Origin of the sequence: [Chlorobium] sp. 445, from assembly GCA_002763895.1 — a bacterium.
Lineage (GTDB): Bacteria > Bacteroidota > Chlorobiia > Chlorobiales > Thermochlorobacteraceae > Thermochlorobacter.
In genome coordinates this window covers 1-20,401 of sequence record NSLH01000003.1, presented here as the reverse complement: position 1 = coordinate 20,401, position 20,401 = coordinate 1, and the positions used below count along the sequence as shown (strand labels likewise).

Sequence of the window (20,401 nt, the reverse complement as noted above, 5' to 3'; positions counted from 1 at the left end):
CTCATCACTGGCTTTTTAGCTTGAAGATTGCCTCCACAGCCATTTTATGCTCCGGCGTGTCAATATCGACTAAGCCTGCCGGACATGGCAATACTTCATACGGATGCTGACGAATGAGCTGGCGGGCGCCACTCTCGCCACGCAGTTTCATGAGGTCATCAAAGAGCACGCTTTCAAAGAGTGCAGGAGCACCCACTGCATTGCCGTAGCCTGCTGCTACGACTGGCACGCTCAACCTACGCCACACCGCCATCATCTCCTCAAGAAACTCTCGCCCAATCAACGGCTGGTCGCACAGCATCAACAGTGCTGCATTAACTTGTTGTTTTTGCAGCGCACCTATTCCCACTCGTATCGATGACGCCATACCTTCTTGCCAATCATGATTTTCGGCAATCAGCACATTCAGCCCTTCAAGTTCTGGAATCATTTTTTCAGCATAGGCGCCAAGCACAACAATGACACACGCTGCATCGACGGCAAGTGCCTCCTCTGCAGTACGACGTAGGAGCGACTTGCCCGAGAGACGCAACAGTTGTTTCGGCTCACCTAACCGCCTCGATGCACCTGCTGCTAATATGACAATGCCGATTTTTCCCATCCTCATTTTTTGTCAGTGCGTCTCGTGGATTGGGGCATTTCGCTCTCGCAAGAACGAACCTTTGCGGCGCATCATCACCGCTTTGATTTCAGCTAAAAATTGCAAGTGCGATTTCTTCGGGGAGTTCTGCACCAATATCTAACCCAACCGGCGCATATAAATTCTCGAGCAGATAGCTATGGTCATGTTGGCGTTTTTGCAGTTCAGCGAGCAGTTTTTCAGCGCGCCGTTTAGGTCCTAATATGCCAAGGTAGGGCAGTTGCAGTGGCAGCAGTTTTGCCAGCACTGCCAAATCATATTCAAAATTATGTGAGAGCAGTACAGCTGCTGTGCACTCACGCTCAAGTGTTAAGGTCGCTAGGTCATTTGCTTTTGCTAGAACAAGCCTATCTGCAGATGCAAATCGCTCACGACTGAGGCATGAAGTGCGGTAGTCAATTATACTGACACGCCAGCTTAACTCTTTTGCCATTTTTACCAGCGGAACAGCGTCGTAGCCTGCTCCAAAAACAACCAGATGAATTGGGGGCAGAAGCGTTTCAATCAAAACTTCAGCAGCGCCGTGCGCAACAGAATACTGCTTACATGTTGTGTATCGCTGCGCCAGTGCCTCTTGCGCCTCTCTGCAAAGTGCCTGCGCCAAGTCGTGATGCTCAATGTTGCTGATGGGGTCTTGTGCTTGCGTTAAGCAAAGTGTTTTGCCTATCTGCGATTTTAGTACTCCTTCGGCACTGTAGATTGTAGCGACAGTGGTCGGTTGTTGTGTATGCAGGAAGTTTTCATAGTGCCCGAGCCGTGCGTTTAGTGTCGGTAAGGTGCTTGGCTCAATCAGCACGGTAATTACGCCATTGCACCCTAACCCGAAGCCAGATTGGATATCCTCTTCATCGAGTGCATCATAGACGCTTAGCAATGACGCGCTGATTTGCATAGCAAGTAAACATTTTTTGCACGTCGCTCTCGAGGCAGCCGCCAGAGATTGCGCCAACGCTCTTGCCCGATTCAGTTACAAGCATTTTTGCCCCCACTCTCCGATACGATGAGCCTTGCACTTTGACCAGCGTTGCCAGTGCAAATCGCTCGCCTGCGCTGCGTGCCGCTTGAAGCAGAGAGAAGATGTCGCTTAATTCTTTCATTAGAGCTTGCTTTGAGCAGGTTCAAGAAAACTCAGCTGTCGCAATTTTGGTGCAAGCCCCATCACGATGAGCACAACCAGCAAGGTGATGCTGCCACCAAAGACGACGGAGGGCACTGTGCCTAAGAGTTTGGCTGCGACACCCGATTCAAATGCTCCAATTTCGTTTGAAGAGCCAATAAACATCGTATTGACAGCTGAGACGCGCCCACGCATGTCGTCGGGTGTCATCATTTGCAAAATTGTTGAGCGAATAATCACGCTGACGCTGTCAAACATTCCGCTTGCAGCCAGCATCATGAGAGAAAGATAAAAATTTGTTGAAAGTCCAAAGCCAATGATGCACAGTCCGAACCCTGCTACGCTCAAGAGCAACACTTTACCTGCATTTTTACCGAACGGTCGATGTGCCACCAGCAGGGCGGTCAGCACAGCACCCACAGACGGTGCAGCGCGCAGCACACCGAGTCCTTCGGGACCTACGTTCAAGATTTCGGAGGCATAGACCGGCAGCAGCGCCACAGCGCCGCCAAATAGGACCGCAAACATATCCAGCGAAAGTGCTCCTAAAATCACTTGGTTTTTGAAAATAAAGCGCACACCTGCCAGAATGTTTTCTAAGATTGATTCATCTTCTTTTGGTGTGGGCGTCGGTGGTGAAAGCACGCCAGCTAAGGCGAGAATTGACAGTGCCATCAATACCACATCGAGGGCATAGGCACCCTGTGCGCCCAGAGCGCCATACATCAATCCACCTAAGGCTGGTCCTAAAATTGAGGCAGTCTCAAACGATGCACTGTTCCAAGATGCCATGTTGGCGTAGAGTGTGCGTGGCACAATTTGTGCAGCTAAGGAAAACATGGCTGGACTTAAAAAGCCACGCGCAAGTCCTGACAGAAACACTACCGCATAAATCGCCAGTGCGCCAAATGTCTCTGTTACGCTTGACAAGTAGGCAAAACCCAGCAACGCCAGCGCACAGCACAGCAGCGCCACGAGCGATAGCATCAGTAAGGTTTTACGATTTGTGCGGTCGACGACATAGCCAGCATACAGTGCAACTGACAGCGCTGGTATGGCTTCGGATAACCCAACCAACCCTAACGACAGCGGGTCTTTGGTCAGTTCATAGACTTGCCAGCCTACAGCAACGCCTTGCACTTGTACGCCTAGCACCACAGCAAATCGTGCGGCAAGAAAAAACCGATAATCCTTGATTTTGAAAACTGCGTAGGGGTCAGTCTGTGTCTTGTTATCCATCATTTTTGATCAAGGCACAAAAATATGAAATTCTAACCCTACTGTTCATCATTCACACCTTCTGAAAATATTCCGTGCAGATTTGTATCTTTCTGCTTCTTTTAGGCTCATGATGTGGGTGCGTCATGGCAAGCGGACTTTGGGTCGAGCAAGATTGCATGCAAGTTTCTTATTCCACTACTGCAGCACTTCAACGCTATGCTCTCTGTGCCCACTCGTCTTACTCTTTTTTTCTTGAGCTTGAACTTGCACCTGCCGCTTGCGCAAGCACAACTTCTGCGCGAAATCAGCAAAGAGACACGCATCATCCAATCCGATACGACACAAAGCGGGGATACGACAGCTGTTGTTCAGACTATAGAGGTGCGCCAGCGCTTTGTGCGTGCTTCTCCGCCGCCTGCATTTCTCTATGAGATTCGTCCAAATCTTTCAATTGTGCAGGCAACTTTTAGCAATTGGGTCGGCGGCGGCGTGAATGCTGTAGCGTGGTCGAGCGGCTTAAATGTGCTGCTGCGATACCGAGAAGGAGTATGGCTATGGGAAACACGCTTTTTGGGTGAATTTGGTCAAACCTTGATAGAAGGCTCTTTTCGAAAGACCAATGATATTTTGGACATCACGACCTTTCTCAAGTACCACATTGGGGCTTGGCTTTCGCCACAATTTTCTGCTTCGCTGCGCACACAGTTTGCAGACGGAATTGATTTTTCTCAACCCTCTGCACCGCAGATTTCTGCATTTTTCGATCCCGCTTACAGTGTCCAGAGTTTAGGCTTAGCATTTGCTATGTCAGATTCTTTGCGTATTTCTTTGGGTCTTGCCGCACGCGAGATTTTTACGAGTCGTTTCCCGAATTTTGCTGACGACCGCACAACTCCCGAAATTGAGCGCATCAACATCCGCGCTGGCGTTGAGTTCTTTGCCATATGGCTGGTTGAAGTCTTTAAGAGTGTAACCTTTCGGACGCAAACGCAACTCTTTGCTCCATTTGCGCGTTTGGGCGCACTGGAAGTCAGTGAGAAACTGACAGTTTTCCTAAAGTTCAATAACTTTCTAGATACACGCTTAACACTTGTTTTGCTCTATCAAGAAAATATCAGCAAACAACTGCAATTGCAGCAGACACTTGAACTTGCCGTGAGTTTTAAAATTTCAAATCAATGAAAGAACTTCTTGTCTCAGGTATTCAATCGGCGCTGCTAGAACTTGGTGCGGCACCGTCTCGTGAGATTCTTATAGAAAAACCTGCTGATGAGCGCTTCGGCGATGCCTCCACCAACATTGCTATGGTGCTAGCAAAAGAGCTCAAAAAAATCCGCGCCAAATTGCATCTGACATTGTCAGCAAACTGCCTTTTAGCACCGATACAGTCGAGCGCACTGAAGTTGCCGGCGCAGGCTTCATCAATTTTTATTTCGCCAAGCCATTTGTCGTTAAATCGGTTCAGAACATCTTGCTACAAGGCGAACGCTACGGCTGCTCTGAAATCGGTGCAGGCAAAAAAGCCATCGTTGAATATGTGAGCGCCAATCCGACTGGACCGCTGACAGTTGGGCGCGGTCGTGGCGGCGTGATTGGCGACACCATCGCCAACTTGCTTGAGGCACAAGGCTACACCGTTACACGCGAATACTACTTCAACAATGCAGGGCGACAAATGCGCATCTTAGGCGAGTCGGTCAGACTGCGCTACCTTGAGCGCTGTGGTGTTCGGGTTGATTTTCCCAGCGATTACTATCAAGGCAGTTACATTAAGGATATTGCAGAAAAGATTTATGCCCAATACGGCGACTCCAAAAAAGACAGCGCTTCACCATACTTTTTCAAAGACTTCGCAGAAGCTGAAATTTTTGATTCCATCAAGACCACGTTGCGTCGTTTAGGCATCGTGCATGACTCATTTTTTAATGAACTCGAGCTCTACCGTCGTGAATGCGATGCGCCAAATGCTAACGACCGCGTTCTTGAAGAACTGCGCAAGCGTGGTTTGATAGAGCACAAAGATGGCGCAATCTGGTTCAAGACCTCGCTGCTGGGTAAGAAAGTGGTCAGCAAAGAGACAAAAGAAGAAGTGCCTGTCGATACTGTTCTCGTCAAATCCAATGGGGAGCCGACTTACCGCTTACCTGACATTGCTTATCACATTACCAAATTTGATCGCGGATTTGATTTGATTGTCGATGTCTTCGGTGCCGACCACATTGACGAATATCCCGATGTATTGCGCGCTTTAAGTGCATTAGGCTACGACACCAGTATTGTCAGAGTTGCTATTCACCAGTTTGTTACGACAGTTGTCAACGGCGAAGTCGTTAAGATGTCGACGCGCAAAGGCAATGCTGAGCTGCTCGATGATCTTATTGATGAAGTTGGTGCCGATGCCACACGCTTTTTCTTTATTATGCGCTCGAAGGACACACACCTGAATTTTGACTTAGATCTTGCCAAGAAGCAATCGAGCGATAATCCCGTGTTTTACTTGCAGTATGCGCATGCGCGTATTTGTGGCATTTTGCGTGTTGCCGCAGAGACCAGCGGCTTTGAGCCGAAGGCATCTGAATACGACATGCTTCAACATCTTTCACTCAAGGAAGAACTTGATTTAGCTAAAACTCTGATGCGTTTCCCCGAAGCTGTTGACCTTGCAGTGGCACAGTTAGAGCCACAAAAACTTATCACTTACCTCAACGACGTTGCCACGGCATTTCACAAGTTTTATGTGGAGTGTCGAATTGTTGGTGAAGCGGAGCCTGTAATGAAGTCGCGCCTTTATCTTTCACTGGCAACGCGGCAGGTTCTGAAGAATGGCTTTAAGATTTTGGGGATTACTGCACCTGAGCGGATGTGAAGCCTCTCTTTTCTGCTTTTGCTGCAATGCAAAAAACGTTTATATTCTGCGCTCAATTTTCCAAACCTTGTAACGACTTTTTTATCATGCCTCTAACAAAAGAGAAAAAAGCTGAGCTTATTGCGCGTTTTGGCGGTTCTGCGCAAAATACAGGGTCGACCGAAGTGCAGGTTGCGCTGCTCACCGAGCATATTAACCAGCTTACCGAGCATCTTAAGACGCATGTCAAAGACAATCACTCGCGCTACGGGTTGCTTAAGCTGGTCGGTAAGCGTAAGCGCTTGCTGAGTTATTTACAGAAAACCGACATTATGCGCTACCGCAAACTTATCACCGATCTTGATATTCGTAAGTAACACTGCGTAAGCGCGGCTTATGCTTGCAAGCCCTGCCGCTGCGCAGGGTTTTTTCGTCTATTCTAACAGGCTTTTTGAGTTATGTCGACACAGTTAGATAGTAAAACCGTAACGCGCCAAGTGACCACTCGTTCAGTCGTGGAAATGAAAAAACGTGGCGAAAAAATTGCTGTGCTTACAGCCTATGATTTTACGACTGCACGCCTGTTGGATCTTGCAGGCATTGACATCGTGCTCGTCGGGGATTCTGCTAGCAATGTTTTTTCGGGCAATGAAACCACTTTGCCCATCACGGTCGATGAAATGATTTATCATGTTAAAGCCGTTGTGCGTGGTGTTCATGCTGCAACACGCCGCGCCATGATTGTTGCTGATATGCCGTTTATGTCCTATCAACTCTCCTCTGAAGAGGCGCTTAGAAATGCGGGTCGAATTATGAAAGAAACGGGCTGCCATGCCGTTAAACTCGAAGGCGGCAAAACTATTCTCGATGCGGTCAAGCGCATTGTTGATGCAGGTATTCCTGTGATGGGGCATTTAGGTCTTACGCCGCAGTCCATTTATAAATTCGGCACTTACAAAGTTCGCGCGCAGGATCAAGCCGAAGCGGAACAATTGATAGAAGACGCCGAACATTTGGAGCGCGCGGGAGTCTTCAGTCTGGTGCTGGAGAAAATTCCGAGCGCGCTTGCTGCCAAAGTAACGAAGAAAATCTCTGTGCCAACAATCGGCATTGGTGCAGGAGCAGCCTGCGATGGACAGGTGCTTGTCGTCAATGATATGCTTGGGCTTAACACACAATTTCATCCAAGATTTGTGCGTCGCTACGCGAATTTGGAAGAAATCATCAGCGCCGCCGTCAAAAATTACATCAACGACGTGCGTCAAGGCGATTTTCCAAGCCAAGATGAAAGTTACTGACAGCGTCTGACCTTTGCTTTGCAATCAAAGACCTCAAATCAAGACCAAACAAACCAAACCCAATCTGTTAGCCATGACGCTCAAAGAACGCATTAACGAAGACCTCAAAGCTGCTATGAAAGCTGGCGACAAAATTCGCCTCGAGGCTGTACGCGCTATCAAAAAAGATATTATTGAAAAAGAAACCGCTGAAAAGCGTGCGCAGCGTGGCGATCTTACGCCTGAAGAGGAACTTGAAGTGCTTACGGCAATGGTCAAACGCCGACGTGATTCTATTGAGCAGTTTAAGCAAGCCGGGCGTCACGACCTTGCTGATGAGGAAATCAAGCAACTTGCCGTCATTGAGCAGTATTTGCCGGCTCAGCTCTCCGAAGCCGAAGTAAAAGACGTCGTGCAGAAAATTATCTCGCAAGTAGGGGCAACATCGGCTAAAGACATTGGCAAAGTCATGGGTGCTGCTATGAAAGAACTCAAAGGCAAAGCAGACGGTAGCATGGTACAGAAAATCGCCAAAGAGCTTCTGCCAAACTAATCCTTAACTGAAGACACACGCCAATTTTCAAAGCCAATCTGTTTTGCATTTTACGTAAAATTTTTACTTTGCAACACAGTTGTTGCCTGAAATATCCAATCGTATCCAAATCAGTTACCTGAATCAATTAAGTTCGACTTATCAAGACCGATGATTTTCGAATTTGACATTTTGGAATCCGAATCTCTCGTTGCTATTCGTGTCGAAGGTGTGGGCAATTTCCAGAAAGGCATAGAGCACATTTTGCAAGTTGCCAGCGATTGCCGTTTCAAGCCTGATTTCAACATTCTGGTTGATATGTGCCATTTGCACTACTTGCCGTCACTCTCGGAGATACGCGACTTTGCCGACGTGCTGATTTCGCTCAAGGACAAATGTTCAGGGAAAACTGCACTTATTGTTAGCAATTTTCTTCATTTTGGTCTTGGCAAATTCCTGGGCAATCTGCTTGAAGTAGCAGGCGTTAAGATGCAGGTCTTCCGCACAGCACACGACGCTCAGCGTTGGTTTAGAGCATAAGTATTTCAGGAGCACAGCATGTGCAGTGCAAACGATAAACATTGAGCCGAACAGTTAAAGCTGCATCGCTTTGCAATTAGTCTTCAAGTCTGCACCGACATATTTGGCGATGCACAGCACTAGCATGCTCACTTCTCTTCAATACAAAAGCTCTTTTGCACTACTTGGCTTTCTAATTTCACAGCCGCAGGCGCACACCCGTTTGTGCCTGAAGCCAAATTGCCCAAAGTCGCCTAAGTTACTTTATTGAGCTTGAATTTTTACCTGACTTTTTTAGTTTTTCTTCTGACACACTCTTTCTCTTTCAACAAACACAACAAAAGCATCATATGAGCATACTTTCTACAAAAACAAAGTGGGCTTTGCATCTTGTGTTGATGCTGAGCCTTATCTCTATCTTTTTGCCAGGCACCATAAAGGCACAGACAGATTATGGCACAATTACGGGCAGGATCACAGATGCCAAGTTCGGCGAACCGCTGCCCTTCGTGCGCATTCAAGTCGTTGACTCTAAGCTTGGCACGGTGTCACAAGCTGATGGTCGCTACAGTTTTCGCGTGCCAGCAGGCGAATACACATTGCGTGTCTCTAGCATTGGGTATTCACCTATAACTGAAAAAGTCAAAGTTGGTCCTGGCGAAACTGTAACCAAGAATTTTGTGCTTACAGAGACGTTTGTGCAAGCGCAAGAACTTGTGGTTACAGGCACACGCCGCAGCGATCGCACCGTTACTGAATCCCCTGCTCCGATTGACATCATTACGGCAAAGGAAATTCGTCAGATGGGGCAAGTTGAAACCAACCAGATTTTGCAATTTCTTGTGCCTTCTTACAATTTTCCGCGCCCTTCTATCACGGATGGAACAGACCACATCCGTCCAGCAACCCTACGCGGCATGGGTCCTGACCAAGTGTTGGTGCTGCTTAATGGCAAGCGTCGGCACACAGCGGCACTGGTCAATGTCAATGGCTCGATTGGTCGGGGTGCAGCAGCGGTTGATTTGAATGCTATTCCTGCAAGTGCAATCGAACGCATTGAAATTTTGCGCGATGGTGCCGCTGCACAATACGGCTCGGATGCCATTTCAGGTGTTATCAACATCATTCTCAAAAAAGATGCCCCTACCAATATCTCTGCGCAATTCGGTCAGAATATTGAAGGTGATGGCCGGGTCTTGCAAGCAGATGTGTCGCATAGCTTTAAACTGGGCGAAAATGGCTTTTTGAACCTTAGTGGCGAGGTGCGCGACCGAGGTTTTACCAATCGCTCTGGGCGTGATGAGCGCCAGCTCTACCCGCTCGTTAATGGCAATCCTGACCCAAGAGAAGCTACTGCAAACCGCATCAATCACCGCTTTGGAGATGCTGCAACGACCGATGGGACGCTCTTCTTTAACCTGTCTGTGCCTATTTCAGAGGTTTTTGCTGTTTATAGCTTCGGCGGCTTTGGCTATCGGCGCGGCGATGCTACGGGCTTTTTCCGACCGCCGCAAGATGATCGCGTCGCCCGCTCTCGCGATGCAAACGGAAATATTGTCAGCTTGCATCCTGATGGCTTTTTGCCTGCCATTCGCACTAATATCTATGACCTTTCTTTCTCAGCCGGTATTGAGGGGAAAGCCGGTACGTGGGATTTAAACTTCGGCGCCGTTCATGGCAGAAATTATCTTGACTTTAACGTCGCTAATAGTAACAATGCTTCACTTGGGGCACTTGTCTCTGCACAAGACGCCCCGATTTTGGGCTTACCTGTTGGTTCACCGACCCCGACTTCGGCATACGCTGGTACCATTTCATTTTTCCAAACAACCGTCAATGCCGATGCACACACACAGTTCTATTGGGGTCTGAGCGCACCATTGAATTTGTCGCTGGGTGCAGAGTACCGCAACGACCAGTATGGCATTCGTGAAGGCGAGCCCGCCTCATACATGCGTGGCAGAGGACCTGATACACTTGTGTTGCGTCCTAATGGCACACGTGGCGGACTTGCTGCAGCTGGTATCCAAGTCTTTCCCGGTTTCCAGCCAATTGATGCCAAATCCATTGGTCGCAATAGCTTTGCCTTTTACACAGAAGTGGAGCAAAACTTTACCGATAACTTTTTACTTAATCTCGCAGGTCGTTTTGAGAACTTTAGCGATTTTGGTTCAACTCTCAACGGCAAAGCTGCTTTCCGCTTTGAATTCCTCAAAGGTTATGCGATTCGTGGCTCCGTCAGCACTGGATTCCGTGCGCCCTCAATGCAACAAATTGGTTTCTCAACAGTCTCCACAAACTTTATCGGTGGTGTGCCATTTGAAATCAAAACCTTTACGGTCGATGATCCTGTTGCAAGAGCACTGGGAGCGCAGCCCCTTAAACCTGAACGCACACTTAATTTAGCTGGCGGACTTACGCTCGATCCCTCGCCTAATTTTTCGCTCACGATTGACTACTACAATATCACAGTAACAGATCGCATTGTCCTCTCCGGGAACTTTATAGGTCCTGCGATTCGCAACTTCCTCAACAGTCGTGGCTTTTCTGGTGTGGGCGGAGGGCGCTTCTTTACCAATGCGATTGATACCCGCACACAGGGCGTCGATGTCGTTGCACGCTACACGGCGGACTTAGGTCAGTATGGGGTGCTGCGCTTCACGGCTGGGTTCAATTTTACGCAAAATCAGATCACGAACATCAACACCCCAACACCACCTGAGCTTGGTCAACTTGAAGAGACGCTCATTGACCGTGTAGAACGCTTCCGCATTGAGCGTGGTCAACCGCAGACCAACTTGAACCTGATGCTCAACTACAGCTATGGTGATCTTGCGGTCATGATACGCACAGTACGTTTTGGCGAAATTGCTGCCCCAGCCTTTGGTCAACTCCCTGAGCTCAACCCAACTATAACTATTAACAACGTAATCTATCCTGACATTACGGTCTTCGATCAAACCTTCGGGGCGCGCTGGATTACCGATCTTGATGTCTCATATCGGTTTTTTGATAAGCTGACCATTGCTGTCGGTGGCACCAACATTTTCAACATTTACCCAGACCGCACGGTCTTGATTCCCAACAACGCCAACAGTGGCAGAATTTTGCCATTTTCTGGAGCATCGCCCTTTGGCTTTAACGGAGCACACTTCTATTCTCGTATTTCCTATGCACTGTAGATTCGGCGGCGCACAGGTCTGACTTTACCTTTTGGCACAGTGGGCTTGTGCGCCCTTGCCTCAAAAAAATCCAAAATAACTTACAAACGCAATGAACAATCCCATGTCGAAATTTCGCTTCTCTTTTACACCTTTACTCATCTTCGCCCTGTCAGCTATTTTGGGCTGCGCACGTCCAACGGAAAGTCCCGATCCGCTTGCAAACACAGCCAATGTGCGCGTTTTGCATTTTTCTCCGGGTGCGCCTGCAGTCAATTTGCAAATCAACGGTCGCCGTCCAACGGTTGCGCCCAGCTCAACAGCACCGGATACCATTCGCTATCTGGATAATCGCCCGTATTACAATGTGCCTGCTGGTCCTGTTGTCATTAACCTGACCAGTGCTCCTACAGCGGCTATTCCCACTCCGCCTCAACTGTCGCTAAACACCACCATTCAAGCTGAGGGCAACCAGACGCGTTACACCGTAGCCCTAACGGACAGCTTCCCGCGCACGACGCTCACCGTGTATCGTGATACATCGGTTGCCCCGACCTTTGAGACCATTCCGCCCGGTCGCTCACTGGTGCGTGTGGTGCATCTTTCACCGAATGCGCCTACGGTCCGACCTGTTCTGCGCGTTAGCGGTGGCAGCGATAGCGTGCGCACCCTTCCCGATATTTCTTTCCGTCAAGCCACAGGCTATGTGCTAATCAATTCGGGCACTGGTACGGTTCAACTCCTCGATCCTGCCACACAGGCGCCTATTGCCTCGTTCAGCGCAGCTGTTCCTGGACCTGGTCTCGGCTCAGCTTCACCAACACCCGGCTTTATCTACACCATTTATATCCGCGGTCTTGCTGGTCGTACTGGCGCCACTGCCCTTGGCGCAACAGTCGTGAGAGATAATTAAACTTTGATTCTCTTAGGCTTCAGAGCAACGCGCTTCATGGTCTATTTGCAGTGCGTTGCTCTCATTTTCAATTGCGCTCAATCAAAGGTCACGCTGTTTGAAGATTAGGTAGATCGCAGCGCAGAGGGCAATGATATAACTTAAGGCTAAAATGTAAGCGATAGACGTGTCATGTGCTGGTAAATTTTGCTCCATTTGCGCTAGAAATTGCTTTGCTTGCTCGGCTCTGGATGGCATATCGCGTGCAATTAAGTCCACTTCATCTCGCATTTTTTGAATTTGCTCCGTCATCTCCGCTAATTTTTCTGCATCATATCGCAAGGGGTTCAGCAGGTCATCAAAAATTTTGGTAGGCAAATACTTCGCCATGCCTTTGAGCAACTCCGTAAATCCCAGTGCCGCACTGAGAATATTTTCAATGATAATTGTATAAAGCAGTGTCGATGCCATTGCAGCACCTGAACTGCGCGTCAAAAAAGCGAAGAAAAAGGCAATGCTGCCATAGCCCAAGAGTACGACAAAATAGGCACCCAGCAACGCCATATCCTGCGCTCGCACAAGCGGCGCTTCACTGCCTACCTTCGCTGAACCGATTGCACCAAAAATGAACACGGTACCTAGAAAAATCAGCAAGTAAATCAGCGCTGTAAAGAGCACCAGAAAGAGTTTGGAGAGAAAAAACTCTTCCTTGGAGAGCCCATCAATCACATTTTGTCGTGCGGTGCGGTAGGTAAATTCGCTTGCTACAAGCAGCGTAATGGTAACAGGCACATAAATGGTGCTAAACCATTTGAATAGCCCAATCAAGCCCGACCATCCTTCAGGCAAGCGCAGCAGCACTTCTTGATTGTTGACATTTACAGCCCGTGCAGCAAAGACCAGAAAACTCAGCACTAACACGGCAAAGAGCGTGTAGATTCCTGCAGTCATCCAAAAGGCAGCACGACGTGTGGTTTTGATTAGCTCAATTTCAAACAGCGTAAGTGGATTCACAAGTTTGCATGTTTGGTGTTAGGTAAAATACAAAGTTAAGCAGCACGTTCATTTCTACAAGTTCCTTGATTATATACCCTAAAAATTCATATCATACTCCACTAACATTAGATTACTCAATAACTCCTTAACATGACTCACTATGCTCCTCGATAATAAAACCAAAACCTCGGACAGCGAATACTACACGGTGTTCGACTTCGTCAAGCAAAGCACCGAAAAAGGTTCTTTAGACATCGTTACTGGTTATTTTTCCGTCAATGCCTTGGCGTGGATGAACGACAATATCAACGCCGTCGAACACTTCCGCCTCATTTTAGGAAACTTGATGCAGGAAGAGGTACAGCCCGATGAAGATAAAATCCTCGATCTACTCAATGGAAACATCGGTATTAGTTCCGCGCTTTCTTTGAGTCACTCCGCCCAAAAAGCGGTTGCATTTTTGCAACAAGATAAAGTTGCAGTCAAGACCATTCAAAAAAATTTCTGCCATGCTAAAACTTATATCTACACTGATAAGACCAAAACAAAAAACTATTTCATCGTTGGTAGCTCAAACCTCACCGATGCTGGGCTTGGCTTACAATTTAGCTCAAATATCGAAATGAACATCGCTAAACATGACTACGAACATGAATTTCGAGATTTGAAAAAATGGTTTCAAGAACTGTGGGAACACACCGCTTCAGACAAAAGAGAACTACCTAACAAAACCAAAGTTGATGTCAAAGACTATATCATTGACCTCATTAAAACTCTCTACAAAGAATACACCCCTCACGACCTTTATTACAAAGTCCTTTACGAAATGTTTAAGGGCGATATTTTGGAACTTTCAGGTGATGCAGAATTCAGGCGTGAAATTTCTCATTTAGAAGAAACTACTATCTACAAAAGCCTTTATCCCTATCAACAAAAAGGCGCAATCAGTTTGATTAAAATGCTCAAAAATATAATGGCGCGATTTTAGCCGATGCAGTCGCTTGGGCAAAACTTGGACTGCCCTTGCCGTCATGAAATACTTTGAACTCAAAGGATTCACTGTTTTACTGCTCTGTCCTAAAAAACTTTCAAGCAACTGGGAACAATACAAAATCGGTCAGCAAAGCCGTTTCGAACAAGATGAACTTGACTTCTACATCCGCTATCACACCGACTTGCAAGAAGATCGCTTTGATCGCTATGCCGACAAAACTCTGCGCTATTTCCAAACTAGACCGAAACTGCTCATCGTTATTGACGAGAGCCATAACCTGAGAAACGACAAATCTTCACGCTATAACTTCCTTGTCGAGCACTTGCTTTTGCCTCAAAATACAAGCCGAGAAGTCAAAGTTTTGCAACTTTCGGCAACCCCCATCAACAATAAACTCATGGACATTCGTAATCAATTTAAACTGATGACCAAAGGACACGACAATGGTTTTCAGGACACGGATTTAGAAATCGATAGCCTTGAAAATATTTTCAGAATAGCACAAAAAGAATTTAGCAAATGGGTAGCCCTTGACAATAGAAAAATTGCCGACTTCATCGCTACACTTCCACCACAATTTGAAAAACTCACCGACGCCTTAATTGTGGCAAGAACCCGACAACTCATTGAAGGCGAATTTGGCGAAATGAACTTCCCCAAAAAAGAAGCACCTATCAATGAATATGTAACCCCTGAAAATATCGGCAATCTAAAATCATTTGACGATATTCTTGATGCGATTTCTATAAACCTTACCGCTTACCGCCCTGCCGACTACATGAAAACCATTCCGCCTAAAAGCGTGCTCGAAGATGAACAGCAACGCCAAAAATTTCTCGTTAAAATGATGTATATCCTTTTAATTAAACGCCTTGAATCGAGTTGGTTTTCATTCAAATGCACAGTGGAAAATATCTTAAATCATCACCTTCACGCCTTAGAAAAAGTAACATTATTTAATCAAAGCAAAGTCGATACCACTATTGAAGATGACATGTCCGAAGAAGAGGAAGAAGAACTTATTGAGACAGCAGCTCAACTTAGTGCCGAAACTGAAAAACCCATCACGCTTGGCAAGAAAAATCCCATTCTGCTCTCTTCTATCACCAATCTTGCCCTTTTCAAACAACATCTTGAAGCTGACATCGAGAAACTTCGCCAACTAAAAGCCAACTTAGATGAGTATGAAAAAGCCTTCAACGCTGGTAAAGCACAAGATGAAAAACTCAATAAACTCATTGAGCACATCACTTGCAAGCAAAAAACTTCACCTAACAAAAAAGTACTTGTCTTTACTGTATTCAAGGACACGGCAGAGTTTCTCTACAAACAATTAAAAAAACGCGGTATTCAAAATATCGCTTATGTCTCAGGCTCGATCAGCGAAGCCTACGATGGCTACTCAGGCGCAAAGTTTGAACCCATTTTAGAACGCTTCGCTCCTTATACCAAACTCTACAACGAAAAAGATTGGACAGAAATGTACCAAAACCATCTTGGTTTAGAATCCAAGTTCTTAGACAAAGGTACATGGAAAGTGCCCTACGACATTTGGAAAACCCTCATCTTCGAGCATGACTCTGAAACACGGTATAAACTCGAAAATCCTATTGATGTATTGATTGCGACCGACTGCCTCAGCGAAGGACAAAATCTGCAAGATTGCGACATGGTCATCAACTACGATATTCACTGGAACCCCGTTCGGCTTATTCAACGTATGGGACGCATCGATCGTATTGGCTCACCTAATAAAACCATCAAGGGCATTAACTTTTGGCCCGCTAAAAACTATGAAGATTATCTCAAACTTAAATCGCGCGTCGAAAAAACGCATGGCTTTAATGACGGTTGTCGGCACAGAACTGCACGATAAACTTACATCCGAACTGCAACAAATGATTGAAGATAATCCGCTCTTGCCACGACAAACCCAAAAAATGCTCGAACAACTGCAAATCACTTGGGACGATGTAGAAACCAGCGATGAAACGCTCGGCTTGAACGACCTCTCGTTAGAACAATTCCGACAAGAACTTTATGATTTCCTCAGAAAGAATGCTGAATTTTTCAAGAAAATACCCAACGGCGTTTTCACCGGCTTCAAATTAAAGCCTACTGAAAAATGGCAAACGATACCCGATAGCCTCGTTGCCGTGCTCGGTTATCCCAAACGCTCCGATGACACCAAAGACCATAACTACAAAGAAATTTATCTTATCCACCAGCCTATTGCATCCGATCAAAATCGCATCACCACTCTAAAAAATAATCAAGAAATTCTTACCCTGCTTCGATATCATCAACTTCAACCTCGCTATATTCCGAAAGCAATTGATGATGGCAATCAAGAAGAGCTAAATAAACTCGCTCAGGCTATTCAATCTTGGCTTCAAGGACAAGCCAGACCTGTTGCAATAAGTCAAATTCACGATTTATTTTCAGGTTCACTCCATCCTAAAAATATATCAGCAGAAAAAAAGACCGAAGAAAAATTTACATCCGAAAACTTTGACCTTATCAACTGGTTTTTTATTTCAGCTTCATGATTTTTTTACCAAGAAGAACACAGTGAACCTCTATGGTTTATCTTCTTCTCATAACTCTATCCAGTAAAGTACGATGAACCTCAACGCCTTCAATAGCAAATCCTTTTTTGACGCCGCTACTGACCTCTTTAAGCAACTTGGCATTCGGCTCAATTCTAATACCGCTCAATCCTTGCGTTTGAAAGAGCTTTTGAAAGAACACTACAAAGAGAACGACACTTTCCAAACCGTTGTGAATACATATTTTCTTGGTCTTATTGATGACTCAATTTTTAATTCTCAAAAAAATGCTTATTCCGTTGAGCAAGCCCTTGAGCAAAGCAATGCAAATTATGAAGGACTTACAATTTTTGGTTTAGAACTGAGTGAGTCTCCTACACGCACTAAAATTTCCGAACTCACCCGCGCTTTTAATCGCGTTAGCCAAAAAATGCCCGTTGCGTTAGTGCTGAAATATACCGTCAATCAAGAAGCTGTGATTTCCATTTCCATCAGTGAACGCTCCAAACACCTTCAACAATGGCGACAAGGCGAAAAAGCAGGTAAAGTTATTATCCTGCGCGATATTCACACCAAAACCACACACGCTGGACACCTGCGCATCCTTCAAGACCTTAGCGAGCATAGCGCAAAAAATTTCAATGAACTGCACAAATACTGGTTAGATGTTTTAGACGTCAATACCCTCAACAAAAAATTCTTCCAAGAACTTTCTAACTGGTATTTTGCCGCTATGGATGCGGTCTCTTTCCCTGATGATTTGGAAAAGAACCAAGAGATTCGCAATGCCACTAACCTCATTCGCCTCATTACGCGCCTCATCTTCGTTTGGTTTATCAAAGAAAAAGAACTTGTTCCTGAAAAACTCTTCGACGAAAATTTTATCACCAGCATCTTAAAAGATTTTAATAAAAACAAAAACTCGCATAGCTACTACAACGCCATTCTGCAAAACCTCTTTTTTGCAACGCTCAATCAAAACATGAACAACCGCAAGTTCGCCAAAACCGGCGACTTCAAGACAAACCGCGAAGAATATGGCGTCAAAAATCTTTTCCGCTATGCTGATTTATTTACAATTTCTGAAAAGGACGTGCTGAACTTGTTCAAAGATATTCCGTTCCTCAACGGCGGCTTGTTTGATTGCTTAGATAAACCCAACGATCAGGGCAAAATTGAATATGTCGATGGCTTCAGCCGTGAAAAGAAAAAACAAGCTATCGTGCCCGATTACCTTCTCTTCAGCAAAGAAAAAGAAATTGACCTAAACAAAATTTATGCCACGACAAACAAACGCTACACATTCAGAGGCTTAATCAATTTGCTGAAGAGTTACAAATTCACAGTTGCCGAAAATACCCCGATAGAAGAGGAAGTCGCGCTCGATCCTGAACTTCTCGGCAAAGTCTTCGAAAACCTGCTGGCAAACTACAACCCCGAAACTCAAACCACCGCCCGCAAACAAACTGGCAGTTTCTATACCCCGCGCGAAATCGTCGACTACATGGTCGATGAATCCCTGATTCAATACCTCAAAAGTAAAAGCACTCTCAACATCCCTGCTGACGATGAAGACATCAATCACCTATACACCTTCTTCAACCCATTTGATGAAGTCGACATTTACCGCGGCAATCTCCCACACTGGCAACAAGAAAATGTCTGGTACTTCGTCACCTTCCGACTCGCAGATTCACTTCCACACGACGTGCTAGAACAAATCAAATCACAAAGAGAACTCTGGCTGACACAACACAATATCCCAACAGATATTAAACAGAGACATCAAGCCGCTTTGAAAACCCTCTCAAAAGCAGAGCTTAAAGAATATTACCGCCTGTTTTCTGAACGAATTGAAACCTTGCTGCATGCTGGTTCTGGAAGTTGTGTATTAAAAGAAGAAAAAATCGCAAGAATCGTCGCCAATGCCTTGCTATACTTTAACCATCAACGCTATATTTTAGATGAATGGGTCATTATGCCCAATCATGTGCACGTCTTAGTCAAACCCCTTGACAATCATCAGTTGTCCGATATCCTGCATTCTTGGACATCCTTTACTGCTGACGAAATCAATAAACAACTCGGTCGCAAAGGACAACTCTGGATGCATGAATCCTACGACTATATCGTCAGAAATGAACGCGCTTTTGAGGCAATCCGAAAACATATCCGAGAAAATCCGCTGAAAGCCAAGCTCAGCGTCGGAGAGTTCCTGGCCTCAGAGCAAAGTGCGAGAAACACAGACAGCACGGGCAGCATAGATGCTTCTGATACTTTTGCTTCGGATACCTTTGAGGCACGGCTGCGCAACCTCCTCTCCTATTCCGACAACCCTAACCCCTTCAACGAAACCGAAACAAAAGCCCTCATCGAAGCCCTCAATAAATGCAAAATTTTAGACCCCGCTTGCGGCTCCGGCGCCTTCCCCATGGGCATTCTGCACAAAATGGTCTATATCCTCCAAAAACTCGACCCCAACAATACCTACTGGCGCGAACTCCAACGCCAAAAAGCCATTCAAGAAACCGAAGAAGCCTTTAAAATTGGCGACAAAGAAGAACGCGCAAAACGCCTCAACGAAATTAATGACATCTTCGAAAATAACGCCAGCGACTACGGTCGCAAACTCTACCTGATTGAAAACTGCATCTACGGCATCGACATTCAACCTATTGCCGTACAAATCGCTAAATTACGCTTCTTTATCTCGCTCATCATTGACCAAACAGTCGATAAAACCAAAGACAATTTCGGCATCCGTAGCCTGCCCAACCTCGAAACTAAATTCGTCGCCGCTAATGCACTCATCGGCTTAGAAAAACCAACACAACTTCTAATGCGTAACCCCGACATAGAAAAAAAAGAATCTGAACTCCAAGCCCTCCGCCACAACTACTTCACCGCCATAACCCGAAAAGAAAAACTTCAACTCCAAGAGAAAGACAAACAACTCCGACAAGAACTCGTCGAACTGCTCAAACACGATGGCTGGAAAAACACCGTCGCCCAGCAAATCGCTGACTTCGACCCCTACGCCCAAAACCACTCCGCAAACTGGTTCGACCCCGAATGGATGTTTGGAGTCAAAGATGGATTTGATATCGTTATCGGCAATCCACCGTATATCCAACTGCAAAGAGACGGCGGCAAACTCGCTAAACTTTATCAAACACAACCTTTCAAAACCTTCACTCGCACCGGCGATATTTACACCCTCTTCTACGAAAAAGGCTTACAACTACTTAAAACCGATGGCATACTTTGTTTTATTACCTCCAATAAATGGATGCGCACAGGCTATGGCGAAAAACTTCGTGAGTATTTTACAAAATTTAACCCGCTTATTCTCATTGATTTAGGTCCCAGCATCTTCGAAAGCGCAACCGTCGATACCAACATCTTACTCATACAAAAACGCTCTAACCAATACCGCCTCAAAGCCCTAACCCTGCAAAAAATCGATACTCAAAGCATAGCCGAACAAGTAGAAGAAAATAGCACTGTGCTGACCAAACTAACCAAAGACGCCTGGTTTATTGGCAACAGTGCCGAGCAACGATTAAAAAGAAAAAATAGAACGCATTGGAAAACCACTTAAAGACTGGGATGTAAAAATTTTACTATGGAATAAAAACCGGCTTAAACGAAGCCTTTA

16 protein-coding genes and 1 pseudogene are annotated in these 20,401 nt (G+C 46.0%); 12 read left to right on the top strand and 5 right to left on the bottom strand.

The annotated features are described in order from the left end of the window. Positions 1-4: 4 nt before the first annotated feature. From CMR00_01950 to CMR00_01935, 4 genes are all read right to left on the bottom strand, one after another. On the bottom strand, positions 5-601 hold the full coding sequence (locus CMR00_01950) for a 4-diphosphocytidyl-2C-methyl-D-erythritol synthase (protein PIO48875.1): 597 nt from the start codon (positions 599-601) through the stop codon (positions 5-7). A gap of 88 nt (positions 602-689) precedes the next feature. Beyond that, a complete protein-coding gene (locus CMR00_01945) occupies positions 690-1,532 on the bottom strand; it encodes a xanthine dehydrogenase (GenBank protein ID PIO48874.1) in 843 nt (280 codons plus the stop codon). Then, positions 1,498-1,737, bottom strand: a complete 240-nt coding sequence (locus CMR00_01940) for a hypothetical protein (protein ID PIO48873.1) — start codon at positions 1,735-1,737, stop codon at positions 1,498-1,500. Before CMR00_01940 ends, CMR00_01945 begins: the two co-directional genes overlap by 35 nt. After that, on the bottom strand, positions 1,737-2,996 hold the full coding sequence (locus tag CMR00_01935; protein PIO48872.1) for an MFS transporter: 1,260 nt from the start codon (positions 2,994-2,996) through the stop codon (positions 1,737-1,739). The genes CMR00_01940 and CMR00_01935 overlap by 1 nt, the downstream gene beginning before the upstream one ends. A gap of 114 nt (positions 2,997-3,110) precedes the next feature. Between CMR00_01935 and CMR00_01930 the strand changes: the two genes are divergently transcribed. The 8 genes and pseudogenes from CMR00_01930 to CMR00_01895 all read left to right on the top strand — a co-directional run bounded on the left by CMR00_01930 (position 3,111) and on the right by CMR00_01895 (position 12,225). Further along, entirely contained in the window at positions 3,111-4,160 is a 1,050-nt protein-coding gene (locus tag CMR00_01930; protein PIO48871.1) for a hypothetical protein, read from the top strand. After that, positions 4,157-5,844: pseudogene (locus CMR00_01925) on the top strand (arginine--tRNA ligase). The gene CMR00_01930 and the pseudogene CMR00_01925 overlap by 4 nt, the downstream one beginning before the upstream one ends. 86 nt (positions 5,845-5,930) lie before the next feature. Then, entirely contained in the window at positions 5,931-6,200 is a 270-nt protein-coding gene (locus tag CMR00_01920) for a 30S ribosomal protein S15 (GenBank protein PIO48965.1), read from the top strand. A gap of 81 nt (positions 6,201-6,281) precedes the next feature. Next, a complete protein-coding gene (gene panB, locus CMR00_01915; protein PIO48870.1) occupies positions 6,282-7,121 on the top strand; it encodes a 3-methyl-2-oxobutanoate hydroxymethyltransferase in 840 nt (279 codons plus the stop codon). Positions 7,122-7,194: 73 nt separating this feature from the next. Then, the gene (locus CMR00_01910; protein PIO48964.1) at positions 7,195-7,653 is read left to right on the top strand and encodes a glutamyl-tRNA amidotransferase; all 459 of its coding nucleotides are present in this window, start codon (positions 7,195-7,197) and stop codon (positions 7,651-7,653) included. Between the two features lie 150 nt (positions 7,654-7,803). Beyond that, positions 7,804-8,172, top strand: coding sequence for a hypothetical protein (locus CMR00_01905; protein PIO48869.1), 369 nt, complete (start codon positions 7,804-7,806; stop codon positions 8,170-8,172). A 329-nt stretch (positions 8,173-8,501) separates the two neighbouring features. After that, positions 8,502-11,333 carry a TonB-dependent receptor gene (locus CMR00_01900; GenBank protein PIO48868.1) on the top strand — a complete coding sequence of 944 codons (2,832 nt, stop codon included), beginning with the start codon at positions 8,502-8,504 and terminating at the stop codon, positions 11,331-11,333. A gap of 91 nt (positions 11,334-11,424) precedes the next feature. Continuing rightward, positions 11,425-12,225 carry a hypothetical protein gene (locus CMR00_01895; GenBank protein ID PIO48867.1) on the top strand — a complete coding sequence of 267 codons (801 nt, stop codon included), beginning with the start codon at positions 11,425-11,427 and terminating at the stop codon, positions 12,223-12,225. Positions 12,226-12,306: 81 nt separating this feature from the next. Here CMR00_01895 and CMR00_01890 read toward each other — a convergent pair whose 3' ends face one another. Beyond that, a complete protein-coding gene (locus CMR00_01890; GenBank protein ID PIO48866.1) occupies positions 12,307-13,218 on the bottom strand; it encodes a hypothetical protein in 912 nt (303 codons plus the stop codon). Between the two features lie 142 nt (positions 13,219-13,360). Between CMR00_01890 and CMR00_01885 the strand changes: the two genes are divergently transcribed. The 4 genes from CMR00_01885 (at position 13,361) to CMR00_01870 (ending at position 20,344) form a co-directional block, all read left to right on the top strand. After that, positions 13,361-14,188: a hypothetical protein gene (locus tag CMR00_01885; GenBank protein ID PIO48865.1), complete on the top strand. Its 828-nt coding sequence runs from the start codon at positions 13,361-13,363 to the stop codon at positions 14,186-14,188. A gap of 13 nt (positions 14,189-14,201) precedes the next feature. Further along, complete coding sequence (locus CMR00_01880; GenBank protein ID PIO48864.1) at positions 14,202-16,070, top strand: hypothetical protein; 1,869 nt, start codon at positions 14,202-14,204, stop codon at positions 16,068-16,070. Beyond that, positions 16,039-16,743: a hypothetical protein gene (locus CMR00_01875; GenBank protein ID PIO48863.1), complete on the top strand. Its 705-nt coding sequence runs from the start codon at positions 16,039-16,041 to the stop codon at positions 16,741-16,743. The genes CMR00_01880 and CMR00_01875 overlap by 32 nt, the downstream gene beginning before the upstream one ends. A gap of 73 nt (positions 16,744-16,816) precedes the next feature. Further along, the gene (locus tag CMR00_01870) at positions 16,817-20,344 is read left to right on the top strand and encodes a hypothetical protein (GenBank protein ID PIO48862.1); all 3,528 of its coding nucleotides are present in this window, start codon (positions 16,817-16,819) and stop codon (positions 20,342-20,344) included. The last annotated feature ends 57 nt before the right edge of the window (positions 20,345-20,401 follow it).

Bases quoted from the DNA above. Each gene is read 5' to 3' on its own strand.
- CMR00_01950 (PIO48875.1), bottom strand. From the start codon at position 601: ATGGGAAAAATCGGCATTGTCATATTAGCAGCAGGTGCATCGAGGCGG.
- CMR00_01945 (PIO48874.1), bottom strand. From the start codon at position 1,532: ATGCAAATCAGCGCGTCATTGCTAAGCGTCTATGATGCACTCGATGAA.
- CMR00_01940 (PIO48873.1), bottom strand. From the start codon at position 1,737: ATGAAAGAATTAAGCGACATCTTCTCTCTGCTTCAAGCGGCACGCAGC.
- CMR00_01935 (PIO48872.1), bottom strand. From the start codon at position 2,996: ATGGATAACAAGACACAGACTGACCCCTACGCAGTTTTCAAAATCAAG.
- CMR00_01920 (PIO48965.1), top strand. From the start codon at position 5,931: ATGCCTCTAACAAAAGAGAAAAAAGCTGAGCTTATTGCGCGTTTTGGC.
- panB (PIO48870.1), top strand. From the start codon at position 6,282: ATGTCGACACAGTTAGATAGTAAAACCGTAACGCGCCAAGTGACCACT.
- CMR00_01910 (PIO48964.1), top strand. From the start codon at position 7,195: ATGACGCTCAAAGAACGCATTAACGAAGACCTCAAAGCTGCTATGAAA.
- CMR00_01905 (PIO48869.1), top strand. From the start codon at position 7,804: ATGATTTTCGAATTTGACATTTTGGAATCCGAATCTCTCGTTGCTATT.
- CMR00_01900 (PIO48868.1), top strand. From the start codon at position 8,502: ATGAGCATACTTTCTACAAAAACAAAGTGGGCTTTGCATCTTGTGTTG.
- CMR00_01895 (PIO48867.1), top strand. From the start codon at position 11,425: ATGAACAATCCCATGTCGAAATTTCGCTTCTCTTTTACACCTTTACTC.
- CMR00_01885 (PIO48865.1), top strand. From the start codon at position 13,361: ATGCTCCTCGATAATAAAACCAAAACCTCGGACAGCGAATACTACACG.
- CMR00_01875 (PIO48863.1), top strand. From the start codon at position 16,039: ATGACGGTTGTCGGCACAGAACTGCACGATAAACTTACATCCGAACTG.
- CMR00_01870 (PIO48862.1), top strand. From the start codon at position 16,817: ATGAACCTCAACGCCTTCAATAGCAAATCCTTTTTTGACGCCGCTACT.